A 21,133-nucleotide genomic window follows, 5' to 3' on the forward strand; every position below is an offset into this window, starting at 1 on the left:
CGCGCCTCAGGCGTGATGGCGCAGCCCCTCGCCGGTCTGGATGAAGCCGGTCTGGTGGCCGCGGCCCCAGGTGGGCTCGTCGCGCACGATCCAGCGCAGCGCGTACAGCTCGGTCAGCGCCTGCACCCAGCTGTCGGACAGCGTGTCGAGGATCTCCAGGCCCTGCGCGCGCGTGGCGCTGGTCGGGTCGCCGATGACGCCGCTCGGGCCGAAGTCGCGCGCCGTCCAGGCGCAGGCCGGGCGGCCGTCGGGCGACAGCAGCTTGATCGGGAAGGGTGGCGGAAAGTTGGCCGCGGCGCGTTCCATGTGCACCGTCTCGGGCGCCAGCGCCAGCATCAGTGCCGTCTCCGAATGGCCGGCGTGCATGGCGAGCTTCTTCTCCTGCTCGCTCACCTGCTGGCTGGCGGCGCTGGGCAGGCGCGACACGCCGTGCGGCACCACCACGAAGTCGCCATGGCGCAGGCGCAGTTCGCGCGCGGCCATCTCCAGCACCTGCGGCTGGCCGCCGTGGCCGTTGGCGAACAACAGCTTGCGAAAGCCCGAGCGGTAGACCGACTCGCCGATCTCGATGATGGTCGCGAGCAGCGTGGTGCCGGTGAGCGTCATGGTGCCGGGGAAGTGCAGGTGCTCCTCCGACTTGCCGTAGGTGATGGTCGGCAGCGCGAAGGCGCGCACGTCGGCGGGGAGTTTCTCGAGTGCCTTGCCCATCACGCCGGAACTGATCACGCTGTCGACCGAGCAGGGCAGGTGCGGGCCGTGCTGCTCGATGGCGCCGCAGGGCAGCACGATGACGGTGTTCTCGCGGTCGGGCAGCGCGTCGATCTCGGTCCAGCTCAGGTAGGGCAGGAAGCGGTGCGGGGGGATGTAGCCGTGGAGCATGGGTGTCCTGGTCGTTCGTTATCGGGGGAGGAAGGGCATGGCGTCGCCCTGGGTCACGACGCCGTCGCGCAGCACCACGCGCCTGGCGCTGCGCGAGGGCCAGCCGTGGCGGTCGGCATCGGTGAAGAGCACCAGGTCGGCCGGCGCGCCGATCAGCGTCGGGCGCGTGGTGGGCGTGCGCTGCAGCCAGTCGCTGCGGCACAGCGCGGCCGACCAGGTGTCGAAGGGTTCGTCGAGCTGCGCCACCAACGCCGCGGTGCCCAGCGCCTCGACCGGGTCGAAGCTGCCGAGCCGGCAGAAGGGGTCCTGCACGTTGTCGCTCGCGAACAGCAGCGGAATGCCGCGCTCGCGCGCTTCCTTGACCAGCGTGATGCCGCGCAGGCGCGGTGTGCGGCCCGTGACGGCGTCCTGCAGCAGCAGGTTGGTGGCGGGCAGCGAGACGATGGTGATCGGCGCGCGCGCCACGGCGTCGAGCGTGGCCAGGGCCTGCGCCTCGGGCTGTGTCGCCAGCGCGCAGACATGGCCGCAGACCACACGGCCTTCGTAGCCGATCTCGCGCAGCAGGCGGGCGGTGGTCTGCAGGCCGACCGATGCGGCGTTGAGTTCTTCATCGACGTGCAGGTCGATGTCGAGTTCGCAGGCCTGCGCGGCCACCAGCAGGTGGCGCAGCGCGGTCTCGCTCCAGTTGGTGGAATGCACGAAGCCGCCGAGCAGCGCATGCGGCCCGGTCGCCTTCACCTGCTTCGCCAGGCGCATCGCCTGGTCGGCGTCCTCGAACAGCGGCAGCTTGATCAGGCTCACCTGCTCGAGCCGCACGCGGCCGGCCCATTCCTGCGCCAGCTCGGCCATCACCGGCCAGGCCATCGGCGTCGCGTCGGGCTCCCACCAGTCGACGTGCGTGCGCAGGTGCGTGGTGCCGCTTTCCCAGGCCCACTGCAGGCCGCGCGCCGCGCGCTCGCGCACGTCGGCCGGGCTCCAGTGCACGCGGTCGTTCAGCATCGCGTCGATGGCGCCGAGCAGCCCCGGCTGCACCTGTTTCATGCGCGGCAGCGTGAAGGCCTTGTCGAGGTGCGTGTGGGCGTCGACGAAGCCGGGCAGGGCCAGCGTGCCCGCAGCGTCCCAGGTCGCGGCGGACGGCGCCAGCGCTTGCGCAGCCGGCTGCACCGACTGCACCCGGCCCGCGTCGATGGCGACGCGCGCCAGCACGGGCACGCCGTCGTGCTGCGGCCAGTCCGTCGGCAGCAGCCAGCGCGGCAGCCGCAGGTTGTCGATCACGGTCGGGGTGTGCATGCGGTGCTCAGGCGAACCGCGCCATCGCCTGGCCGACGCGCGCCTTGAAGCGCGTGAGCTGCGGCTCGGTCGCGATGTTCATGTGGTAGTGCGCGTGGTAGTCGACACGTGCGGCCTGGCCGGTGAGCCTTTTCATGTAGCGCGTGACGATCTTGCGCGGCGGGTCGCCCATGTACCAGGCGACCCAGCGCGGGCGGCCGTAGGTCACGACGGCCGAGATGCGCTTGATGTGCGTGAGCATCGGCTTCACGTTGGCCGGGTCGCTGATGTCGAAGGCCACCCCGGGCATGAAGAGCCGGTCGAAGAAGCCCTTGAGCATGGCGGGCAGGCCGAAGCACCAGGTCGGGAAGCAGAAGACGATCGCCTCGGCCCGGTTCAGCCGGTCGATGTAGGGCTGCAGCGGAACGCGGTTGCTCGGCACCTCGTGGTAGCCCAGCCGTTCCTCGCGGGAGAGCACCGGGTTGAAGCCTTCGGCATACAGGTCGCAGTCGTCCACCTCGTGCCCGGCGGCGCGCAGGTTGGCCAGCACCTCCTGGTGCAGGGCGGAAGCGAAGCTGGTTTCGACCGGATGGCAGTAGACGACGAGCACGCGCATGGTGTTTGACCGCTTAATCAGAGCAAGTGGTCAGATTCATGCAAAGGGCGTGCCAGCGCGCACGCACCGAATCGGAGCGAAGGCCGCGCGAGCCGGGCGGCCTCGTCAGCCCGACAAGGTCAACGCCGGCAGATGCCGAGCACGACTTCCTGCTCGGTGCAGGGCTTGGTGCGCACCGGCGCCGGGCCGAGAGCCGGCAGGCCGGCCGACGTCACGGCGCGCTGCGAGGCACAGGCGCGCAGGCGCTTTTCCATGGGCGCGAAATAGCGCCATCCGGGCCCGAGCGGCGGCAGCTCCATCCGCACCTGCTTCCACTTCGGATGGCCCTGCGCCTGCAGCTGGTCGAAGTTGGCGCACAGCGCGTCGGCGAAGCGCGTGAGGTCGCCCACCGTCGCGCGCAGGCCGTAGTCGTAGGTGACGAGGTAGGCCTGCACGCTCAGCGTCGGCACGTCGGCGCCCAGCCAGTTGGCATAGCTGGCCGATCGGATGGTCGCGGCCTGGTAGGTGCCGCGGGCACGCCCGCTCTCGGCGGCACTGTCGTCGCGCCGCAGCAGCTTGATGAAGCGCCGGGCCTCCGGCTTCATTTCGGTGAAGAGCTTCGCGGGCTGCCCGGCCACGATGACCGCCACGTCGATGCTCTTCTCTACCGTCAATTGGGCCAGCGCCTCCTCGTTGGCCAGGTACTGCGCGCTGCTCGCCGGCAGCGGCATGTCGAACATGCGCTGGTACAAGGTGCGCGCCGTGAGTGCCGTGCCGCTGCCGATCGGCCCGACGCCGATCTTCTTGTCGCGGATCTCGTGGATGGCGTTGAGCGGCGAGTCGGCCCGCACCACGAAGTAGATCTCTTCCTCGTACAGCGGCATCACGAGCCGCAGCGGCCGGATGATGTTGCCCGCTTCCGCGTTGCCCGCCTTCGCCTCGTCGAGGTAGGCCTGGTACACGTCGGACTGCACCAGCGCGAGCTTCACGCCGGGTTCGTAGCGCATGCGCAGCACGTTCTCGGCCGAGCCCTTCGACTCCAGCACCTCGAGCCCGATGCCGGCCGACGGTGCCACCCACTTGGCGAGGTCGCGGCCGATCTGGATGTAGGTGCCGGTGCTCGACGCCGTGACGATCTTGTAGTCGGCCGCCGATGCCGCGACGGCACCGAGCAGCGCCAGGCCCGGCAGCAGCGCCGCGCGCGCGACGCGCCGAAGGAGGGGGCGGGCATCAGGGGGCATGGGCACTCCTCGCGGTGATGGTCGGCTGGCAGAGGGCGAGCGCCACCAGGGCGGCATTGCAGGCGCCCGGCTGCGCCGCGTCGGCGGGTTGCGGTGCCTGCGGTGCCATGGCGCCCACGATCTGCACCGGGTCGTCGGCGCGCGCCGGCGCATGGAAGCCCAGCGCCAGCGATGCGCGGCGTGCGGCCTCCTGCAGGCGCTCGCGCCGCTGCGCCTGGGTCTGTTCGTGGGCGCCGATGGCCTGCCGCGCCGCCTGCACCCGCGGGTCGTCGGCGTGCGCGCTGCCGACCAGGCCGAGGGCGCGTTCCGCCGCGGCGAAATCGCCGCGCGCCACGGCCTCCTGCATCTGCGTCACGTGGGCCTCGAACGCACGTTGCGCCGCACCCTGGCCCTGCCGCCCGAGATAGAAGTAGTCGAGCGCGAGCCCCATCCCGAACAGTCCGAGGACGAGCACGATGCTGACCATCAGGCGCCGCGTGGCCTGGGCGTCGGCGGAGCGGTCGGACGACGGGTCGCGGGCGAGGGTCGCGCTGCGCGGCAGGGCGGGGTGCGCCGTCGTCGCGGCGGCGAGGAGGTAGGTCGGCACGACCGCGAGCGGCAAGGCTGTCGTCAGCGACTCGTCGGCGTCGTCCTGCGGCAGCACGGTGTCCGGCGCGTCTGCGGCGCCCTGGCCGAGGTCGCGCAGCGACTGGACCAGCGCCGCCTCGTCAGATGGTGCGTCCGTCGGGTGCGGGCCGGGCATCCATCCGTACGACAGGATACCGAGGGGTGGGGAGGACATCTTCGACCCTTCGCGCGTGAACGGAAGTAGTACAGAGATTGCATCCTTCGCCCTTTGCCCTGGATGGTCATCAGGGTCTACCCACAAATGTGTCCTGCAAGTGTTTCAAGGTGAAAGCCACGCCAGTGGCCGTGTCGTGCCCTGTCAGGTTGGCGTGGTCTGGATGCCGCAGCCGCCGAGCACGAAGGCGATCAACTCGCGCGCCACCTGCTCCCGGTCGATCGGCCTCTCGGCGCCTGCACCCATCATCACGCGCGCCTGCAGGGCGTAGTCGGCGTGGTACTGGGTCATGGCCCAGATGTGCTGCAGCAGCAGGCGCGGGTCGAGCGGGCGCATCAGGCCACGGGCGATCCAGCCGTTGATGATGTCGATCTTTTTCTGCGTCCAGGCTTGCGAGTTGGGCCAGTAGCCCTCGAGGTTCTTGCCGCCGTCGAGCACCTCGCGCGTGAAGATGCGCGACATCTCCGGGTGGTCGAAGGCGTGGTCGAGCTTCTTGCGGATGTAGTCGCTCAGCACCGCGGCCGGCCCGCTGGCGGCCTGGTCGAAGGAGAACACGACCTTCCACGCGTGCAGCACCTGCATCAGCAGCTCTTCGTAGAGCTCTTCCTTGCCGGCGATGTAGTAATGCAGCTGCGGCTTGGTGATGCCGGCGCGCAGCGCGATGGCCTGAGTCGACGTGCCCTTGAGCCCGTGCAGGCTGAATTCGGCAATGGCCGCTTCCCGGATCGCCGCCATGATGCGTTCGCGCCCCGGGCGCGCCCGCGACAGGGGGCCATCGGGTGCAGGCATGTCCTGAGAAAGGCGGGCGGTGTCGGCGGGAGTGTGCACGTGAGCAGGTGAGCGGCAGCGCCATGCGCGGCGTGGCAATGGTACCGCCCCGGTTCGAGCGGGCCGGTGCCGCTTGCTCAGCGCCGCGTCGCGTGGGCGTTGCGCCGGCGGGCCCACCTCAGGCTGGCGATGCACACCGCCAGCCAGGTGCCGCCGGACAGCAGGCCGGCCACCACGTCGCTCGCGAAATGCACCTGCAGGAAGATGCGGCTGCAGGCGGTGGTGAGGATCAGGGCGATGGCCGCCATCACGGCCGGCGCATGCCAGCGCGGCGGCAGCAACTGCAGCGCGAGGTACAGCGCCATCCCGTAGACCACCATCGCGCCCGAGCTGTGACCGCTCGGAAAGCTGTAGCTCTCCTCGAACGCCAGGCCGTGCTCGTGCACCGGCCGCGCACGTTCGAACAGGCGCTTGAGGGTCGGGTTGAGCAGTGCATTGCCGCCCAGCGCGAGCATCCAGCCCAGCGCCAGGCCGGTGTGGCGGCGCCACAGCAGCCACACTGCCACACCGACGCCGATCGCGATCAGCACTGCGCGGTCGCCGAAATGCGTGAGCAGGCTGAAGGCGCGCAATGCGGCCCAGGGCAGCGTCGCGGCAATGCCGTCGGCCAGCGCCTGGTCGGCGCGACCGAGTGTGTGGGTCGGCGTCGCGCGTTCGGCGATCCAGGTGAACAGGGCCGCGGCGGCGACGATGGCGGCGAAGCCCAGGGCCAGGCTGAGCACCAGACGCGGCGGTCGAGGCTCGGCGTCGGCCGCGAGGGCGGCCCGCCGTCGCTGATGCCGCCCGCAGGCGAGGCCGCCGGCCACCACGGCCGCGAGCAGCACCAGCAGAAAGACCGGCAGGGCATGCGGCGCTACCGCGCCCGCCAGCGCGATCAGCAGCGGGGTGCCGGGTGCGTCAGACATCAGCCAGCGCGAGCGTCTGCACTGTGCCCGGCACGAAGCGACCTTCGGCGGCGTCGTGGTCCCAACGTTCGACCGTGCAAGTGCGCGGTCCGGACGCCGCGCCGGCGCGCAGCAGGTTGACCGAGTTCGGCTGGCCGCCACGCACGCGCGACGACACCGCGGTGCCGGCCTGCACCGCCCAGAGCGCGCGCGACACACCGACGTCGGCCTCGTGCGCCGCCCGCACGAAGGGCAGGTGGATGTGGCCGCCCAGCACCAGGTCGGCCCCGGCCGCGGCCCAGCGGCGCAGGGCCGCGTCGGCGCCGTGCAGTCGGTTGCTCTCGTCTTCGGGTCGTGTCACCAGCACCGGCTGGTGCGTGACGACGACGCGCCGCTGCGTGGGCGTGGCGCTGGCGAGCCGCTGCGCCACGCGTGCGATCTGCGCTTCGGACACCTCGCCGTCGGCCTGCCGATACCAGCGCGTGGTGTTGACCGTGATCACCAACCAGTCGTGCGACGCGAATTCGGGTTCGAGGTTGGCGCCGAACGCGTCGACGTAGCGGCCGTAAGGCGTGAACAGACGCGCGCCCAGCTGGAACAGCGGAATGTCGTGGTTGCCCGGGATGGCGAGCCACGGCACGCCGAGCCTGTCCATGAAGGCGCGCGCGGCGCCGAACTGCGCCCGCGTCGCGCGCTGGGTGATGTCGCCCGACAGCACCACCAGCGCCGGCTGCGTGTCGTGCACCAGCGCCTCCAGGGCAGCCACGACCGGCGCCTGCTCGGTGCCGAAATGCGTGTCGGAAATCTGCAGCAGAACGCTCATGCCCGCGCCGCCTCCAGCTCTGGCGCCACCACTGGCTTGATCAGCCACAGCGGCTCGGGTGCCACGCGGAACAGCAGCGGCATGTCGAGCCAGTTGAGCTCGCCGTCGGTCGCCACCTTGATGCGTCGACGGGCATGCGTGCCGCCCGGCTTCACGGTCAGCGACGAGAAAGGGAAGCTCACGATGTTCTCGGCGTCGCCCAGCTTGCCGAGTGCACCGCGCACCAGCAGGCCGGGCAGCGACCACCAGCGGCCGGGCTTGACCGCGATGGCGGCGAGCTGGCCTTCTTCCGGCGCGTCGGCGTCGTCGATGCCGACCTGGTGCAGCTGCAGCGCGTTGTTGCCGACGAAGAGCGAGCGGGTGCGCACGTCGCGCTCCTGCCCGCGCAGCGCCATCCGCAGGCGCCACGAGCGGTGGCCGCCGCGCAGCATCGTCACCACGGCCGCGCCCAGGGCGATCAGCCGGCTGCGACCGTAGTCGCGCTTGAAGGCCTCGCGCTCCTCCAGCAGTTGCGCATAGAGCCCGAGGCTGGCGTTGACCAGGAACACCTTGTCGTTCACCAGGCCGACCTGCACCGCGCGCGGCGGCTCGTTCAGCAACACCCGCAGCGCCGCCTCGTTCTCGGCCGGGATGCCGTGGGTGCGGCTGAAATAGTTGAAGGTGCCCTGCGGCAGCACGCCGAAGGCGCAGCCGCTGCCCAGCGTGGCCTGCGCCACCGCGTTGATGGTGCCGTCGCCACCGGCCGCCACCACGATGCCGCCGTTGGCGCGCGCCCGCTCCACCGCCTCGCGCGCGAAGGCCTGCAGCTGGCCCGCCTGCTCGACCAGGAAGATGCGGTGCCGCCGCCCCACCGCGCCGCAGGCCTGCTCGACGGCGGCGCGCACCGGCTCGGTGGTGCGCTTGCCCGACCCGGCGTTCAGGACGATGAAAAGAGGCGCGTCGGGTGCGAGGTCGGGTGGCGTGGTGGGCATCGGGTGGGTACAGGTGGACGCCCGTGGCAGGCGTGTTGCTCGTTATCGCATCCTCGCGACCGCCGGCCCGGCGGGCAAGCGCCCGGCCGCGTGTGGGAGAGACGCCAAAGCCGCGCCGCCCGGCCCGTAAAATCGGCGCCTTCGCGGGCCCCGGCCCGCCGACTGTCCAATGTCCGGCCTGCGCCGGCCAGCTTCCATGTTGACCTTCCAGCAAATCATTCTCAAATTGCAGTCGTACTGGGCCGACCAGGGCTGCGCGCTGCTCCAACCCTACGACATGGAAGTCGGTGCCGGCACCTCGCACACCGCCACCTTTCTGCGCGCCCTTGGCCCGGAGCCGTGGAAGGCCGCCTACGTGCAGCCCAGCCGCCGCCCCAAGGACGGCCGCTACGGCGAGAACCCCAACCGCCTGCAGCACTACTACCAGTACCAGGTGGTGCTCAAGCCCGCGCCGTCGAACATCCTCGAGCTGTACCTCGGCTCGCTCCAGGCGCTGGGCTTCGACCTGAAGAAGAACGACATCCGCTTCGTCGAAGACGACTGGGAGAACCCCACGCTCGGCGCCTGGGGCCTGGGCTGGGAGGTCTGGCTCAACGGCATGGAGGTGACGCAGTTCACCTACTTCCAGCAGGTCGGCGGCATCGACTGCAAGCCGATCACGGGCGAGATCACCTACGGCCTGGAGCGGCTGGCGATGTACCTGCAGGGCGTGGACAACGTCTACAACCTCACGTGGACGGATGGCCTCAGCTACGGCGACGTCTACAAGCAGAACGAGGTCGAACAGTCGACCTACAACTTCGAGCATTCCGACGCCGACTTCCTCTTCACCGCCTTCAACGCGCACGAGAAGCAGGCCAAGCACCTGATGACCGAACAGCTGGCGCTGCCTGCCTACGAACAGGTGCTCAAGGCCGCGCACAGCTTCAACCTGCTGGACGCGCGCGGCGCCATCAGCGTGACCGAACGCGCCGCCTACATCGGCCGTATCCGCAACCTCGCGCGCAGCGTGGCGCAGAGCTATTACGAGAGCCGCGAACGGCTCGGTTTCCCGATGGCCCCGCGCGAGTGGGTCGCGCAGATGCCGCCAAAAAAGGTCGCCGCCTGACCCTGCGTGATGCCACTCCGACGCCATGCCAACGATCTTCACCCACGTCGCCGTTCCCGTCTGCGCAGCCATTGCGCTGGGCACGCGGCGCGTGCCGGTGTCGGCGCTGCTCGCCGGCATGCTCGCGTCCATCGCGCCCGACTTCGACGGCCTGGCCTTCAAGCTCGGCGTGGCCTACGGTGGCATGGGCGGTCACCGCGGCTTCACGCACACCCTGGTGTTCGCGCTGCTGCTCGGGCTGGCCGGCTGGTGGTTCGCACCGCGCTGGGGAATGCGCCGCGCGGTGGGCTGGACGTGGATCGCGTTGTGCACTGCGTCTCATCCGTTGCTCGACATGCTGACCAATGGCGGCATCGGCATCGCGTTCTTCTGGCCCTTCGTCGACGTGCGCTATTTCAGCCCCTGGCGGCCGATCGAGGTGTCACCGATCGCGCTCAAGCGCTTCTTCTCGCCACGCGGCGCCACCGTGCTGCTCAGCGAGATGGCCACGGTCTGGGCGCCCCTGCTGGCGGTGTCGGTGCTGGCGCTCGTGGCACGTCGTGCCGCGGACCGGCGCCATGACGGCGTGATGGCCCGATGAGTCCCTTCCATTCCTTCCCTTCCACGGTGCCGCATCGCTGCGCGCCCGTGACCGGCGCCGTCCTCGGCGCAGTTGTCGTCCTACCCCTCTGAGCCATGTCGTCTGCCAACCTTCTTGTCGAACTCTTTGTCGAAGAACTTCCGCCCAAGGCGCTGAAGAAGCTCGGCGATGCCTTCGCCGGCGTGCTGCGCGACCACCTCGTCGCGCTCGGCCTGGCCGATGCGGACACGGTACTCACCGCGTACGCCTCGCCGCGCCGCCTGGGCGCACACCTGACGAATGTGGTGGCGCAGGCCGCCGACAAGGCCGTCTCGCAGAAGCTGATGCCGGTGGCGGTCGGTCTCGACGCGGCGGGCAACGCCACGCCAGCGCTGCTCAAGCGCCTGGGCGCGCTGGGCGCCGACGCGTCCGCTGTGCCCGCGCTCAAGCGCGCCATGGACGGCAAGGCCGAGGCGTTGTTCTACGAAAGCACCGCCCAGGGCGCGACGCTCGCCGAGGGCCTGCAAAAGGCGCTGGCCGAAGCCATCGCCAAGCTGCCGATCCCGAAGGTCATGAGCTACCAGCTCGAGAACGGCGAACTGCCCGGCTGGACCAGTGTCAGCTTCGTGCGCCCGGCGCACGGCCTGGTCGCGCTGCACGGCGGCGACGTGGTGCCGGTGGAAGCCCTGGGCCTCACGGCCGGCCGCGAGACGCACGGCCACCGCTTCGAGGCCAAGGTCGACCCAGTGGTGCTGCGCGACGCTGGCAGCTATGCGCTGCAGCTGGAAGAAGAGGGCGCCGTGATCGCCGGCTTCGAAGCCCGCCGCACCGAGATTGCCCGCCAGCTGGCGCAGGCTGCGGCGAAGGTCGGCGGTGGCGCGAAGCCCATCGACGACGATGCGCTGCTCGACGAAGTCACCGCGCTGGTCGAGCGGCCGAACGTGCTGGTCTGCAGCTTCGAGCGCGAGTTTCTCGACGTGCCGCAGGAATGCCTCATCCTCACGATGAAGGCCAACCAGAAGTACTTCCCGCTGCTCGATGCGGACGACAAGCTCACCAACCAGTTCCTGGTCGTCAGCAACATCACGCCCGACGACGCCAGCGCCGTCGTCGGCGGCAACGAGCGCGTGGTGCGCCCGCGCCTGGCCGACGCCAAGTTCTTCTTCGACCAGGACCGCAAGAAGTCGCTGGCCTCGCGCGTCGAATCGCTGGGCAAGGTGGTCTATCACAACAAGCTGGGCACGCAGGGCGAACGCGTGACGCGCGTGATGCACATCGCGCGCGCCATCGCCGAACAACTCGGCGACGGCACGCTCGCCGCGCAGGCCACCCAGGCCGCGCAACTCGCCAAGGCCGACCTGGTGACCGACATGGTCGGCGAGTTCCCCGAGCTGCAGGGCACGATGGGCCGCTACTACGCGCTGCACGACGGCCTGGCCGTCGACGTCGCCGACGCCATCGAAGACCACTACAAGCCGCGCTTCGCCGGCGACACGCTGCCGCGCGGCGAAGTCGGCGTGGTGGTGGCGCTGGCCGACAAGCTCGAGACGCTGGTCGGCATGTTCGGCATCGGCAACCTGCCTACCGGCGACCGCGACCCCTTCGCACTGCGTCGGCATGCGCTGGGCGTCGTGCGCATGCTGATCGAGAAGGACCTGCCGCTCGACTTGAAATCCCTGCTGACCGGTGCTGCCGCCGTCTTCCAGGGCATCGACGGTTTCGACCGCGAACGCGCCGTGGTCGACCTGGAAGGCTTCATCCTCGACCGCCTCGCCGGCAGCCTGCGCGAGCAGGGCGCCAGCCCGCAGGAAGTCGATGCGGTGCTGGCGCCGCAGCCGCAGCGCCTGGGCGACGTGCCCAAGCTGCTGGCGGCCGTTCGCGCCTTCGCCGCACTGCCCGAAGCCCCCGCCCTCGCCGCCGCGAACAAGCGCATCGGCAACATCCTCAAGAAGTCCCCCGAGGCCGACGCCCACGTCAGCCCGGTGCTGCTACAGGAACCGGCCGAGAAGTCGCTGCACGAGGTCATGCAGCGCATCCTGCCCGCGGCCGATGCCCAGTTCGACGCCGGCGACTACACCGCCTCGCTGCAGACCCTGGCCGCTTTGCGTGCGCCGGTCGACGCCTTCTTCGACGGCGTGATGGTCAACGCCGAACAGATGGACCTGCGGCTGAACCGCCTCGGGCTGTTGAAGCTGCTGCACGGCGCGATGAACCGCGTGGCGCTGCTGGAGCGGCTGGCGGCTTGACGCACCGCATTCGATAATCCGCGCATGAACCGGCAACAGCAGATCGACGACTTCCTGCTGCAGGCACACCGCCTGGCGGTGGCGCGTCTGCGCGCCGATCCGCCTCGCCTGGCCGAGCTCGTTGGCACGCTCTCGCGTTGGCGGACGAACGCCGGCGCCACGCGTTCGGACCCCTATTGGGACGAATGGCAGGCGATGCTCGCTGCGGGCATTGATGCCATCGAACTCGGTACTTGCGGCACCGACGATCACGCGGCGGCCTTGCGAAGCGTCTCGCCAGTGGGCGTGCTGATCACGCAGGCCGAGCGCGGCGAGATGCTGCGTGCCGCGCGACGGGGCGACGATGCAGCGTAGCGAGGCGGAGCATGTGCTCCGAGCGGCGGCGGCCATTGCGCAGGAGCAGTCGTTCGTCGTGGTGGGCAGCCAGGCCTTGCTGTTTCTGATGCCGCATGCGCCCGATGCCCTGCTGGTCTCCCGCGAACTGGATCTCTATCCCGCACTTCATCCGGAAAAGTCCGACCTGATCGATAGCGCGATCGGTGCGCTGTCGAGCTTCGACACCACCTTCGGCTACCACGCCGACGGCGTCGGTCCCGAGACAGCGGTGATGCCGGCCGACTGGATGCAGCGGGCCAGCCTTCACTACGTCGGCGAGCTGACGGTCATCTGCCCTGAGCTGCATGACCTTGCGCTGTCCAAGTGTGTGGCTGCCCGCGAGAAAGACGCACTGTTCGTGCGCGAACTCATCCAGCGATCGCTCATCGCCGTCGCCACGCTGCGCGAACGCGCCGCGATGCTCGACGCCGCCAAGTACCCGCATCTCACGGCGTGGATCGATCGCCGTGCGCTCGAAGCGAAAGCCTCTTCCCCATGAAACTCGTCATCCTCGACCGCAACGGCAGCATCAACCTGCACCGCGACGACTTCGTCAAGAGCGAGACGGAGTGGACGCCGCTGCCGCGTGCGCTGGAGGCGATTGCCAAGCTCAACCATGCCGGCTGGCACGTGGTGATCGCGTCGAACCAGTCGGGCCTGGGCCGCGGGTTGTTCGACGTGGCGTCGCTCAACGCGATGCACGCGAAGATGCACAAGATGCTGGCCGCCGTCGGTGGCCGCGTCGACGCGGTCTTCTATTGCCCGCACAGCCCCGACGAGGACTGCGGCTGCCGCAAGCCCAAGCCGGGCCTGTTTTTGCAGATCGGCGAACGCTATGGCGTCGACCTGGCCAACGTGCCGACCGCCGGCGACAGCCTGCGCGACCTGCAGGCCGGTGCCGCGGCCGGCTGCGAGCCGCACCTCTTGCTGACCGGCATGGGCGCGGCCTGCCGCAACGTCGACCCGCTGCCGTCCGAGTACCCGGCCCACACGCGGGTCCACGACGACCTGTCGGCCTTCGTGGATTTCCTGCTCGCGCGCGAAGCGCAGAAGGCGGCCTTGCAGGTGGCGGTCTGATGGCGTTCGTGCGTTCGGTGCTCCACATGGGGTGGATGCTGATCACCGTCATTCCGTGGGGCATCATCATGTGCGTGGCGTCGATCTGGCGCCGCGGCGAGCCGCTGTACTGGATGGCCGAGCGCTGGCTCGGCTGGGCCGTCGGCGGCGCCCGGGTCATCCTCGGCATCCGCACGCGCGTCAACGGCATGGAGAATCTGCCGCAGGCACAACGCGCCGGCGCGGTGCTGCTGGTCAAGCACCAGTCGACCTTCGAGACCTTCCTCATGCCGACGTTGATGCCGCACCCGCTGGCCTACGTGTTCAAGAAGGAGCTGATCTACGTGCCCTTCTTCGGCTGGGCGATGGCGCGGCTGGACATGATCCACATCGATCGCAGCCAGCGCGCCCAGGCCTTCAACAAGGTGGTGAAGCAGGGCCGCGCGCTGCTGGCGCAGGGCATCTGGATCATCATGTTCCCCGAGGGCACGCGCATCCCGCGTGGCCAGCAGGGCACCTACAAGAGCGGCGGCGCGCGGCTGGCGATCGAGACCGGCGCACCGGTGATCCCGATCGCCGTCACCTCGGCCAAGGTCTGGCCGCGCAAGGCCTTCGTCAAGCGGCCCGGCGTGGTCGATGTGTCGATCGGCCCCGCCATTTCCAGCGTGGGCCGCAAGCCCGACGAACTGATGCGCGAGGTCGAGGCCTGGATCGAAGCCGAGATGCGCCGGCTCGACCCCGAGGCCTACCGTTGAGCCAAGGCGTGCGATGCGCGGCCTGATGCAATTCACGCTGGACCTGTTCGACGACCTGCGCGCCGAGCCCCCGCCGCTTGCACCCGTGGCGCCGAAGCTCGAGCCCCAGGGCCCGTCGCTGCCTGCCGTGCCGTTGACCGACACGCTGCGCCTCCAGCGCTTCGTGCACCCGCGCGCCACGCGCGAGGCGGTGCTGGGCCATGCGCATGTCGCCTACGAGTTCGCGCGCGGCAAACGTCGCACCATCGGCTTCGTGGTCGGTGCCGAAGGCCTGTCGGTGCGTGCGCCGCGCTGGGTCGCGCTGCGCGACGTCGACGCCGCCCTGCAGGAGAAGGCCGGCTGGATCGTGCGCAAGCTCGACGAGGCGCAGCAGCGGCACGAGCGGCTCGAATCCGCCCGCATCGAATGGCGTGACGGCGCGTGCCTCCCGTTCCTCGGCGAGCAGGTCACGGTGCGACTCGACCCGCGCCATGCCTTCGACGGCATCGGCGCGATGCTCGACGCCGAGCCGGGCGAGGGCGGGGTGCGCGAGTTGCGCCTGTCGGTGGCGAACAATGCGACCACGGCGCAGATCCGCGATGCCGCACAGGCTTGGCTCATGCGCCAGGCCAAACGCATCTTCCAGGAACGGCTGGCGCTGTACGCGCCGCAGCTGGGCGTGCGCTGGACCAAGCTCTCGCTGTCGAACGCCGCCACCCGCTGGGGCAGCGCCAGCGCCGACGGCGCCATTCGCCTGAACTGGCGGCTGGTGCATTACCGCATGCCGGTGATCGACTACGTGGTGGTGCACGAACTCGCGCACCTGCGCGTGATGGACCACAGCCCGCGCTTCTGGGAGACAGTGGAAAGCGTGGTGCCCGACTACGGCGCGCTGCGCCAGCAGCTCAAGGACGAGCCGGTTCCGCGCTGGTAGCGCGGCGGGTTGCTGCTCAACTTTCTCTCCTGCCTGCCGATATCTGTCTTCAGAGCATCGGTACCGCGATATCGCGGGCAAGACGGAGACAGACGACATGGCGGACGCACTGAATCGTGACGTGACGGCGTACAGCCACGCCTTCGGCCGGGACACACCCGAGGCGGGGCATCCAGCGCCGGCCGTTCAGCGCGATGACCGACACGGGCTTGTCTTCGAATGGCAGCCTGCCGATGTGGATGGGCATCCGCGATTGGTCAGCGCGAAGACCGCACTGCCGAGACGCCGCCGACCTGTGCTGACCGGCCTCGTGGCTGCCGTCATCGCGCTGGCTGCATGGAACTATGTCGCGGCCGCTCGAGCGGCGCGATGGACCCCCGATCGCGCCGGTGCCACCGCCCGTGCCATGCCGGCCCACGAACTCGCGGCCCTCGAAGAAGCACGCGCCCGTGCCGAGCGCGGCCGGGAACGCCCGATGGCGTCGCAGCGCCCCGTCGCCGAGTGATCCTCGGCGGCGCGACTTACTCCTTGACCGACCCGGTCATGCCCGAGACGTAGTACTCGACGAAGAACGAGTAGATGAAGGCCACCGGCAGCGAGCCGAGCAGCGCGCCGGCCATCAGCGGCCCCCACTGGTACACGTCGCCCTGCACCAGCTCGGTCACCACGCCGACCGGCACGGTCTTCACTTCCGACGACGAGATGAACGTCAGCGCGTAGATGAACTCGTTCCACGACAGCGTGAAGGCGAAGATGCCGGCCGAGATGAGGCCCGGCACCGCCAGCGGCAGCACGATCTTCACCAGGATCTGCCAGCGGCTGGCACCGTCGATCAGCGCGCACTCCTCCAACTCGGCCGGGATGGAGCGGAAGTAGCCCATCAGCAGCCAGGTGCAGAACGGGATGAGGAAGGTCGGGTAGGTGAGGATGAGCGCCCAACGCGTGTCGAACAGGCCGAGGTTGAACACCACGTTGGCCAGCGGGATGAACAGGATCGACGGCGGCACCATGTACGCCAGGAAGATCGACAGGCCCACCTGCTTCGAACCCTTGAAGCGCAGCCGCTCGATGGCATAGGCCGCGAACACCGAGGCCGCGAGCGACACGAAGGTCGACACCACCGACACCAGCACCGTGTTCCACAGCCACTGCGGGTACGCCGTTTCGAACAGCAGCTTGTAGAAGTGCTGCAGCGTCGGCTTGATGACCCAGAACGGGTTGCCGTCGCGCGCCAGCAGTTCGGCCTCGGGTTTCACGGAGGTGACGGCCATCCAGTAGAACGGGAACAGCAGCACGATCAGGAACAGCACGAGCGGGATGTAGACCGTCACCGCCTTGCGCGGGATCGAGTCCAGGTAACTCATGCCGACGCTGTCGACCTGGTTCGGGTTGCTCATTTGTCGCTCCCGCCCTGTTGCCAGGCACGTCGTTGAAGGCCGAAGAAACTGAACATCACGCAGGCCAGCAGGAAGGGCACCATCGCGATCGCGATCGCCGCGCCTTCACCCAGGGCGCCGCCGGAGATGGCGCGCTGGAACGACAGGGTGGCCATCAGGTGCGTCGCGTTCAGCGGGCCGCCGCGGGTGATCACGTAGATCAGCTGGAAGTCGGTGAAGGTGAACAGCACCGAGAAGGTCATGACCACCGCGATGATGGGCGTGAGCAGCGGCATCGTCACGTGACGGAACTGCTGCCAGGGCGTCGCGCCGTCGATGGCCGACGCTTCGTAGTAGGAGGGCGAGATGGTCTGCAGCCCGGCTAGCAGCGTGATCGCGACGAAGGGCACGCCGCGCCACACGTTGGCGATGATCACCGAGATACGTGCGTTCCACGGGTCGCCGAGGAAGTCGATGTAGTTGTCGATCAGCCCCATCTTCACCAGGGCCCAGCTGATGATCGAGAACTGCGAGTCGTAGATCCACCAGAAGGCGATGGCCGACAGCGCGGTCGGCACGATGTAGGGCAGCAGGATCACCGCCCGGAAGAAGGTCTTGAAGCGCAGGTTCTTGTTCAGCAGGATCGCGAGATACAGCCCGAGGATGAACTTGAACACGCTCGCCACGAAGGTGTAGAACAGCGTGTTGAACAACGCCAGCCGCGTGACCGCGTCGCCCCACAGGTAGGCGTAGTTCTCGAGGCCGATCCACTCGCCCGGCCGGCCCACCTTGGCGTCGGTGAAGCCGAGCCAGGTGCCCAGCCCGAGCGGGTAGGTCAGGAACACCAGCAGCAGCAGCGCTGCCGGCAGCATGAACATGGCGCCGAGCGCGTTGCGACTGTTCTGGAATCGGGCCAGGAAGTTCATGGGCGGGATGTGGTCGAAGGACGAGGGCAAGCCGCCCGGCACCGCAGCGCCGGGCGGGCGGGGTCGCTCAGAGTTTGTAGTAGCGCTCGGCGCGCTTTTGTGCGCGCTCGGCGGCTTCCTTCGGCGTCTTCGACCCGCTCGCGGCCTCGGCCACCATGTTCGCGACGATGAAGTCCGCCGCCGCGCCGGCCGAGGCGTAGCCCAGCTTGCCGTCGTAGCCGCCCGGGCGCAGGTTCTTCACCGAGTCGCGGTACGGCAGGTTCTTCGGGTCCGAGCTCCAGATCGCGCTGTTCTCATAGAAGCGCAGCGGTTGCGCCACATAGCCGCCGCCGCCCTGCAGCCACGGGTCGAACTGTTCCTTCTCCATCATGAAGCGCAGGAACTCCTTGGAAGCCTGCGGAAACTTCGTGTACTTCATGACCATCTGGTTGAAGAACAGATGCGACTCGGTCGGCACGCCCACCGGGCCGATCGGGAACACGGCATGGTTGATGTCCGCGGCCATCTCCTTGACCTTCGGGTCCGGCGAGTTCTTCGCGGCGTAGTAGATCGAGATGCCGTTGTTGGTGACGCTGATCTGCCCGTCGAGGAAGGCCTTGTTGTTGTTCGGGTCCAGCCACGACAGCGTGCCGGGGATGAAGTTGGCGTACAGCTCCTTGGCGTATTCCAGCGCCTTGATCGTCTCGGGGCTGTCGATCACGACCTTGTTGGACTTGTCGACCAGCTTGCCGCCGTGCGACCAGATCAGCCAGTTGCACCAGGTGCTGTCGCCGGTCGCGTTGCCCAGCGCCATGCCGCCCGGCGTGCCCTTTTCCTTGAGCGCCTTGTACAGCTTGAGGAAGTCGTCGGTGGTCTTGGGGAAGGTCGCGAAGCCGGCGGCCTTCACCATGCTCTCGCGGTAGACGATGAGCGAACCCGAAGCCCCCAGGGGCAGGCCCAGCCACTTCTTGCCGTCGGGGCGCATGAAGGTCTCGCCGGCCGGGTACCAGCCGCCGTACTTCTTGCCGAGGTATTCGGCCAGGTCGGTCACGTCGAGCAGCTTGTCGGGGTACAGGTTGGCATCGTCGTTGGTCGACAGGATGATGTCGGGGCCCGCGCCGGTGTTGGCCGCCACGGCCGCCTTGGGTCGCACGTCTTCCCAGCCTTCGTTGTCCACGCGCACCTCGACGCCGGTGGCCTCGGTGAACTTCTTGACGTTGGCCATGTAGGCATCGATGTCGCCCTGCACGAAGCGGCTCCAGCGCAACACGCGCAGCTTGGCCCCCTTTTCGGGCTTGAACGTCATGTTCTGCGCATGGGCGAAAGGCGCGAAGAGGGCGGTGCCGGCGCCGACCGACGCGGCTGCGGCCACGCCGGCCGAACCTTCGAGAAACTTGCGGCGATTGAAATCACTCATGGTTGTCGTCTCCTGTTGTATGAATGGCGGATGGACTTACTCGTGAAACACCGCGGAACCGGCTTTGCCGGGCCGCTGGTGTTGCCCCCTTGAGGGGGAGGCGCCGCAGGCGCATCGGGGGTGTTTCATATCTAGGCCGCGAGTCTTTGCCCGCTGGCCGCGTCGAAGAGGTGCGCGCGCTGCAGGTCGGGCTGCAGGTGGATCGTGCTGCCGGGCGCGAAGTCGTGGCGCTCGCGGAACACGGCCGACAGCTCGGTGCCTTCGTGCCGGCAGGCGACGAAGGTGTCCATGCCGGTGGGTTCCATCACCGCCACGCGCGCCGGGATGCCGCCGCTCGACGCCAGCGCGAGGTGCTCGGGCCGCGTGCCGTAGACGACCGGCTGGCCGTCGGTGCCGCCCGCGTGCAGCGGCGCGTCGAGCTGCGTGCCATCCTTGAGTTCGACGCGCGCTGCGCCGCCGCTGCGGCGCAGCGTGCCCGGCAGGAAGTTCATCGCCGGCGACCCGATGAAGCCCGCGACGAACTGGTTGGCCGGGTGGTCGTACAGATCCAGCGGGCTGCCGGTCTGCTCGATGCGGCCGTCGCGCATCACGACGATCTTGTCGCCCATGGTCATCGCTTCGATCTGATCGTGCGTGACGTAGATCGACGTGGTCTTCAGCCGCTGGTGCAGTTCCTTGATCTCGCTGCGCATCGCCACGCGCAGCTTGGCGTCGAGGTTCGACAGCGGCTCGTCGAAGAGAAAGACCTGCGGATCGCGCACGATGGCGCGGCCCATGGCCACGCGCTGGCGCTGGCCGCCGGAGAGCTGGCGCGGGTAGCGGTCGAGCAGCGGCGTGAGCGCGAGGATCTCGGCCGCCCGCTGCACCTTGCTCGCGATGGTCGCCTTGTCGGCCTTGGCCAGCGTCAGCGAAAAGGCCATGTTGTCGCGCACCGTCATGTGCGGGTAGAGCGCGTAGTTCTGGAACACCATCGCGATGTCGCGTTCCTTCGGCGGCAGGTCGTTCACCCGCTTCTCGCCGATGCGGATCTCGCCACCGTGGATTTCCTCCAGCCCCGCGATCATCCGCAGCAGCGTCGACTTGCCGCAGCCCGACGGGCCGACCAGCACCGTGAACGAACCGTCGGGGATGTCGATGTCGACGCCGTGGAGGATGGGGACGTCGCCGAAGCTCTTCTTGACCGCCTGAATCGTGACACTGGCCATGCAATGCAATCCTGTGGGTTCGCGGGAGAGGGGCGACGAGGAGACTTCCGCGTCGCAGCCCGCGCAGTATCTGCCGCTCATCTGCAACCGGTATCAGGGCAAACCGGTAGGAGAAAACCCCCGGTGATTTGTATGATCACCCGATAACCGTGCGCCACAACACCGCTGCCGTGCAGGCAAACCGCTCTCCTGTCCGCCCCTCTTCCGAACCGCTTCGCCTGATGGCGGATCGCCTGTCCGATCGTCTCGCGCAGCGCCTGGGCGACCAGATCGCATCCGGTGCGCTGCGGCCCGGCGACCGCCTTCCCACCGAACAGCAACTCGCCCTCGCACACGGGGTGTCGCGCACGGTGGTGCGCGAGGCGGTGCACCAGTTGCGCTCGCGTGCGCTGCTGGTGTCGCGCCAGGGCTCGGGCGTGTTCGTGGCGCAGACGCCGACCAACCAGCCGCTGGCCTTCGACCCGACCGTTCTCGACTCGGTGCAGGCCGTGGTGCATGTGGTCGAGGTGCGCCGCGTGCTCGAAGGCGAGATCGCCGCGCTGGCGGCGGAGCGCGCCACGCGTGCGCAGATCGCCTCGCTGCGGCGCGCGCTCAAGGCCATCGATGCCGCGGTCGCGGCCGGACACGACGGCGTCGCCGAAGACCTGGCCTTTCACCGCGTGATCGGCGAGTCGAGCGGCAACCCCCAGTTCCGATTGCTGCTCGGTTTTCTCGAGCAGTACCTGCGCGAAGGCATGCGCATCACCCGCGGCAATGAAGCGCGTCGCCTCGACTTCATGGAGGCGGTGCAGCACGAGCACCGCGCCATCGTCGAGGCCATCGCCGCGCGCGACCCCGACGAGGCCCGCCGCTGTGCCACGCACCACATCCTGCGGGGCGAGCAGCGGCTGGTGGAAGGCGGCATCATTTCCAGGCGCCGCAAACGAAACAAACTTGAAGGAGACTGA

The 21,133-nt window shown here is 69.1% G+C and carries 23 protein-coding genes; 10 read left to right on the plus strand and 13 right to left on the minus strand.

Translation table 11 applies throughout. The features are described 5' to 3' along the window. Positions 1-6: 6 nt before the first annotated feature. The 9 genes from ACSFA0_RS19870 to ACSFA0_RS19910 all read right to left on the minus strand — a co-directional run bounded on the left by ACSFA0_RS19870 (position 7) and on the right by ACSFA0_RS19910 (position 8,271). Complete coding sequence (locus ACSFA0_RS19870) at positions 7-879, minus strand: creatininase family protein (RefSeq protein ID WP_435452015.1); 873 nt, start codon at positions 877-879, stop codon at positions 7-9. Between the two features lie 18 nt (positions 880-897). Beyond that, complete coding sequence (locus ACSFA0_RS19875) at positions 898-2,169, minus strand: amidohydrolase family protein (protein ID WP_435452016.1); 1,272 nt, start codon at positions 2,167-2,169, stop codon at positions 898-900. 7 nt (positions 2,170-2,176) lie between these two features. Beyond that, positions 2,177-2,764 carry an NAD(P)H-dependent oxidoreductase gene (locus ACSFA0_RS19880; RefSeq protein WP_435452017.1) on the minus strand — a complete coding sequence of 196 codons (588 nt, stop codon included), beginning with the start codon at positions 2,762-2,764 and terminating at the stop codon, positions 2,177-2,179. A 119-nt stretch (positions 2,765-2,883) separates the two neighbouring features. Continuing rightward, positions 2,884-3,984 (minus strand): TAXI family TRAP transporter solute-binding subunit, encoded by a 1,101-nt coding sequence (locus tag ACSFA0_RS19885; RefSeq protein ID WP_435452018.1) that lies wholly within the window; start codon positions 3,982-3,984, stop codon positions 2,884-2,886. Then, positions 3,974-4,765 (minus strand): hypothetical protein, encoded by a 792-nt coding sequence (locus tag ACSFA0_RS19890; RefSeq protein ID WP_435452019.1) that lies wholly within the window; start codon positions 4,763-4,765, stop codon positions 3,974-3,976. Before ACSFA0_RS19890 ends, ACSFA0_RS19885 begins: the two co-directional genes overlap by 11 nt. Positions 4,766-4,909: 144 nt before the next feature. Beyond that, a complete protein-coding gene (locus ACSFA0_RS19895; protein WP_435452020.1) occupies positions 4,910-5,554 on the minus strand; it encodes a TetR family transcriptional regulator C-terminal domain-containing protein in 645 nt (214 codons plus the stop codon). 116 nt (positions 5,555-5,670) lie between these two features. Then, on the minus strand, positions 5,671-6,498 hold the full coding sequence (locus tag ACSFA0_RS19900) for a phosphatase PAP2 family protein (RefSeq protein ID WP_435452021.1): 828 nt from the start codon (positions 6,496-6,498) through the stop codon (positions 5,671-5,673). After that, complete coding sequence (locus ACSFA0_RS19905; protein ID WP_435452022.1) at positions 6,491-7,300, minus strand: metallophosphoesterase family protein; 810 nt, start codon at positions 7,298-7,300, stop codon at positions 6,491-6,493. Before ACSFA0_RS19905 ends, ACSFA0_RS19900 begins: the two co-directional genes overlap by 8 nt. Next, positions 7,297-8,271, minus strand: a complete 975-nt coding sequence (locus ACSFA0_RS19910; protein ID WP_435452023.1) for a diacylglycerol/lipid kinase family protein — start codon at positions 8,269-8,271, stop codon at positions 7,297-7,299. Before ACSFA0_RS19910 ends, ACSFA0_RS19905 begins: the two co-directional genes overlap by 4 nt. Positions 8,272-8,467: 196 nt before the next feature. Here ACSFA0_RS19910 and glyQ point away from each other — a divergent pair, with 196 nt between their 5' ends. The 9 genes from glyQ (at position 8,468) to ACSFA0_RS19955 (ending at position 15,788) form a co-directional block, all read left to right on the plus strand. Continuing rightward, positions 8,468-9,379 carry a glycine--tRNA ligase subunit alpha gene (gene glyQ / locus ACSFA0_RS19915; protein ID WP_435452024.1) on the plus strand — a complete coding sequence of 304 codons (912 nt, stop codon included), beginning with the start codon at positions 8,468-8,470 and terminating at the stop codon, positions 9,377-9,379. Between the two features lie 25 nt (positions 9,380-9,404). After that, positions 9,405-9,959 (plus strand): metal-dependent hydrolase, encoded by a 555-nt coding sequence (locus ACSFA0_RS19920; protein WP_435452025.1) that lies wholly within the window; start codon positions 9,405-9,407, stop codon positions 9,957-9,959. A 95-nt stretch (positions 9,960-10,054) separates the two neighbouring features. After that, complete coding sequence (gene glyS, locus ACSFA0_RS19925) at positions 10,055-12,184, plus strand: glycine--tRNA ligase subunit beta (RefSeq protein ID WP_435452026.1); 2,130 nt, start codon at positions 10,055-10,057, stop codon at positions 12,182-12,184. Positions 12,185-12,208: 24 nt separating this feature from the next. After that, complete coding sequence (locus tag ACSFA0_RS19930; RefSeq protein ID WP_262073392.1) at positions 12,209-12,538, plus strand: hypothetical protein; 330 nt, start codon at positions 12,209-12,211, stop codon at positions 12,536-12,538. Continuing rightward, the gene (locus tag ACSFA0_RS19935) at positions 12,528-13,058 is read left to right on the plus strand and encodes a DUF6036 family nucleotidyltransferase (RefSeq protein ID WP_435452027.1); all 531 of its coding nucleotides are present in this window, start codon (positions 12,528-12,530) and stop codon (positions 13,056-13,058) included. The genes ACSFA0_RS19930 and ACSFA0_RS19935 overlap by 11 nt, the downstream gene beginning before the upstream one ends. Then, positions 13,055-13,636, plus strand: coding sequence for a D-glycero-beta-D-manno-heptose 1,7-bisphosphate 7-phosphatase (gmhB, locus tag ACSFA0_RS19940; RefSeq protein WP_435452028.1), 582 nt, complete (start codon positions 13,055-13,057; stop codon positions 13,634-13,636). The genes ACSFA0_RS19935 and gmhB overlap by 4 nt, the downstream gene beginning before the upstream one ends. Then, positions 13,636-14,370: a lysophospholipid acyltransferase family protein gene (locus tag ACSFA0_RS19945; RefSeq protein WP_435452029.1), complete on the plus strand. Its 735-nt coding sequence runs from the start codon at positions 13,636-13,638 to the stop codon at positions 14,368-14,370. Before gmhB ends, ACSFA0_RS19945 begins: the two co-directional genes overlap by 1 nt. A gap of 13 nt (positions 14,371-14,383) precedes the next feature. Continuing rightward, positions 14,384-15,283: a M48 family metallopeptidase gene (locus ACSFA0_RS19950; RefSeq protein WP_435452030.1), complete on the plus strand. Its 900-nt coding sequence runs from the start codon at positions 14,384-14,386 to the stop codon at positions 15,281-15,283. 97 nt (positions 15,284-15,380) lie between these two features. Continuing rightward, complete coding sequence (locus ACSFA0_RS19955) at positions 15,381-15,788, plus strand: hypothetical protein (protein ID WP_435452031.1); 408 nt, start codon at positions 15,381-15,383, stop codon at positions 15,786-15,788. Positions 15,789-15,804: 16 nt separating this feature from the next. Here ACSFA0_RS19955 and ACSFA0_RS19960 read toward each other — a convergent pair whose 3' ends face one another. The 4 genes from ACSFA0_RS19960 to ACSFA0_RS19975 form a co-directional block, all read right to left on the minus strand. After that, positions 15,805-16,680 (minus strand): carbohydrate ABC transporter permease, encoded by an 876-nt coding sequence (locus ACSFA0_RS19960; protein ID WP_435452032.1) that lies wholly within the window; start codon positions 16,678-16,680, stop codon positions 15,805-15,807. Continuing rightward, positions 16,677-17,585 (minus strand): carbohydrate ABC transporter permease, encoded by a 909-nt coding sequence (locus tag ACSFA0_RS19965; protein ID WP_435452033.1) that lies wholly within the window; start codon positions 17,583-17,585, stop codon positions 16,677-16,679. Before ACSFA0_RS19965 ends, ACSFA0_RS19960 begins: the two co-directional genes overlap by 4 nt. A gap of 67 nt (positions 17,586-17,652) precedes the next feature. Next, positions 17,653-18,981 carry an ABC transporter substrate-binding protein gene (locus tag ACSFA0_RS19970; protein ID WP_435452034.1) on the minus strand — a complete coding sequence of 443 codons (1,329 nt, stop codon included), beginning with the start codon at positions 18,979-18,981 and terminating at the stop codon, positions 17,653-17,655. 131 nt (positions 18,982-19,112) lie between these two features. Beyond that, positions 19,113-20,186, minus strand: coding sequence for an ABC transporter ATP-binding protein (locus tag ACSFA0_RS19975; RefSeq protein ID WP_286646810.1), 1,074 nt, complete (start codon positions 20,184-20,186; stop codon positions 19,113-19,115). A gap of 221 nt (positions 20,187-20,407) precedes the next feature. Here ACSFA0_RS19975 and ACSFA0_RS19980 point away from each other — a divergent pair, with 221 nt between their 5' ends. Continuing rightward, complete coding sequence (locus tag ACSFA0_RS19980; RefSeq protein WP_435452035.1) at positions 20,408-21,133, plus strand: FadR/GntR family transcriptional regulator; 726 nt, start codon at positions 20,408-20,410, stop codon at positions 21,131-21,133.

Source organism: Variovorax restrictus, from assembly GCF_051216715.1.
In the GTDB taxonomy this organism is placed as follows: Bacteria; Pseudomonadota; Gammaproteobacteria; order Burkholderiales; family Burkholderiaceae_C; genus Variovorax.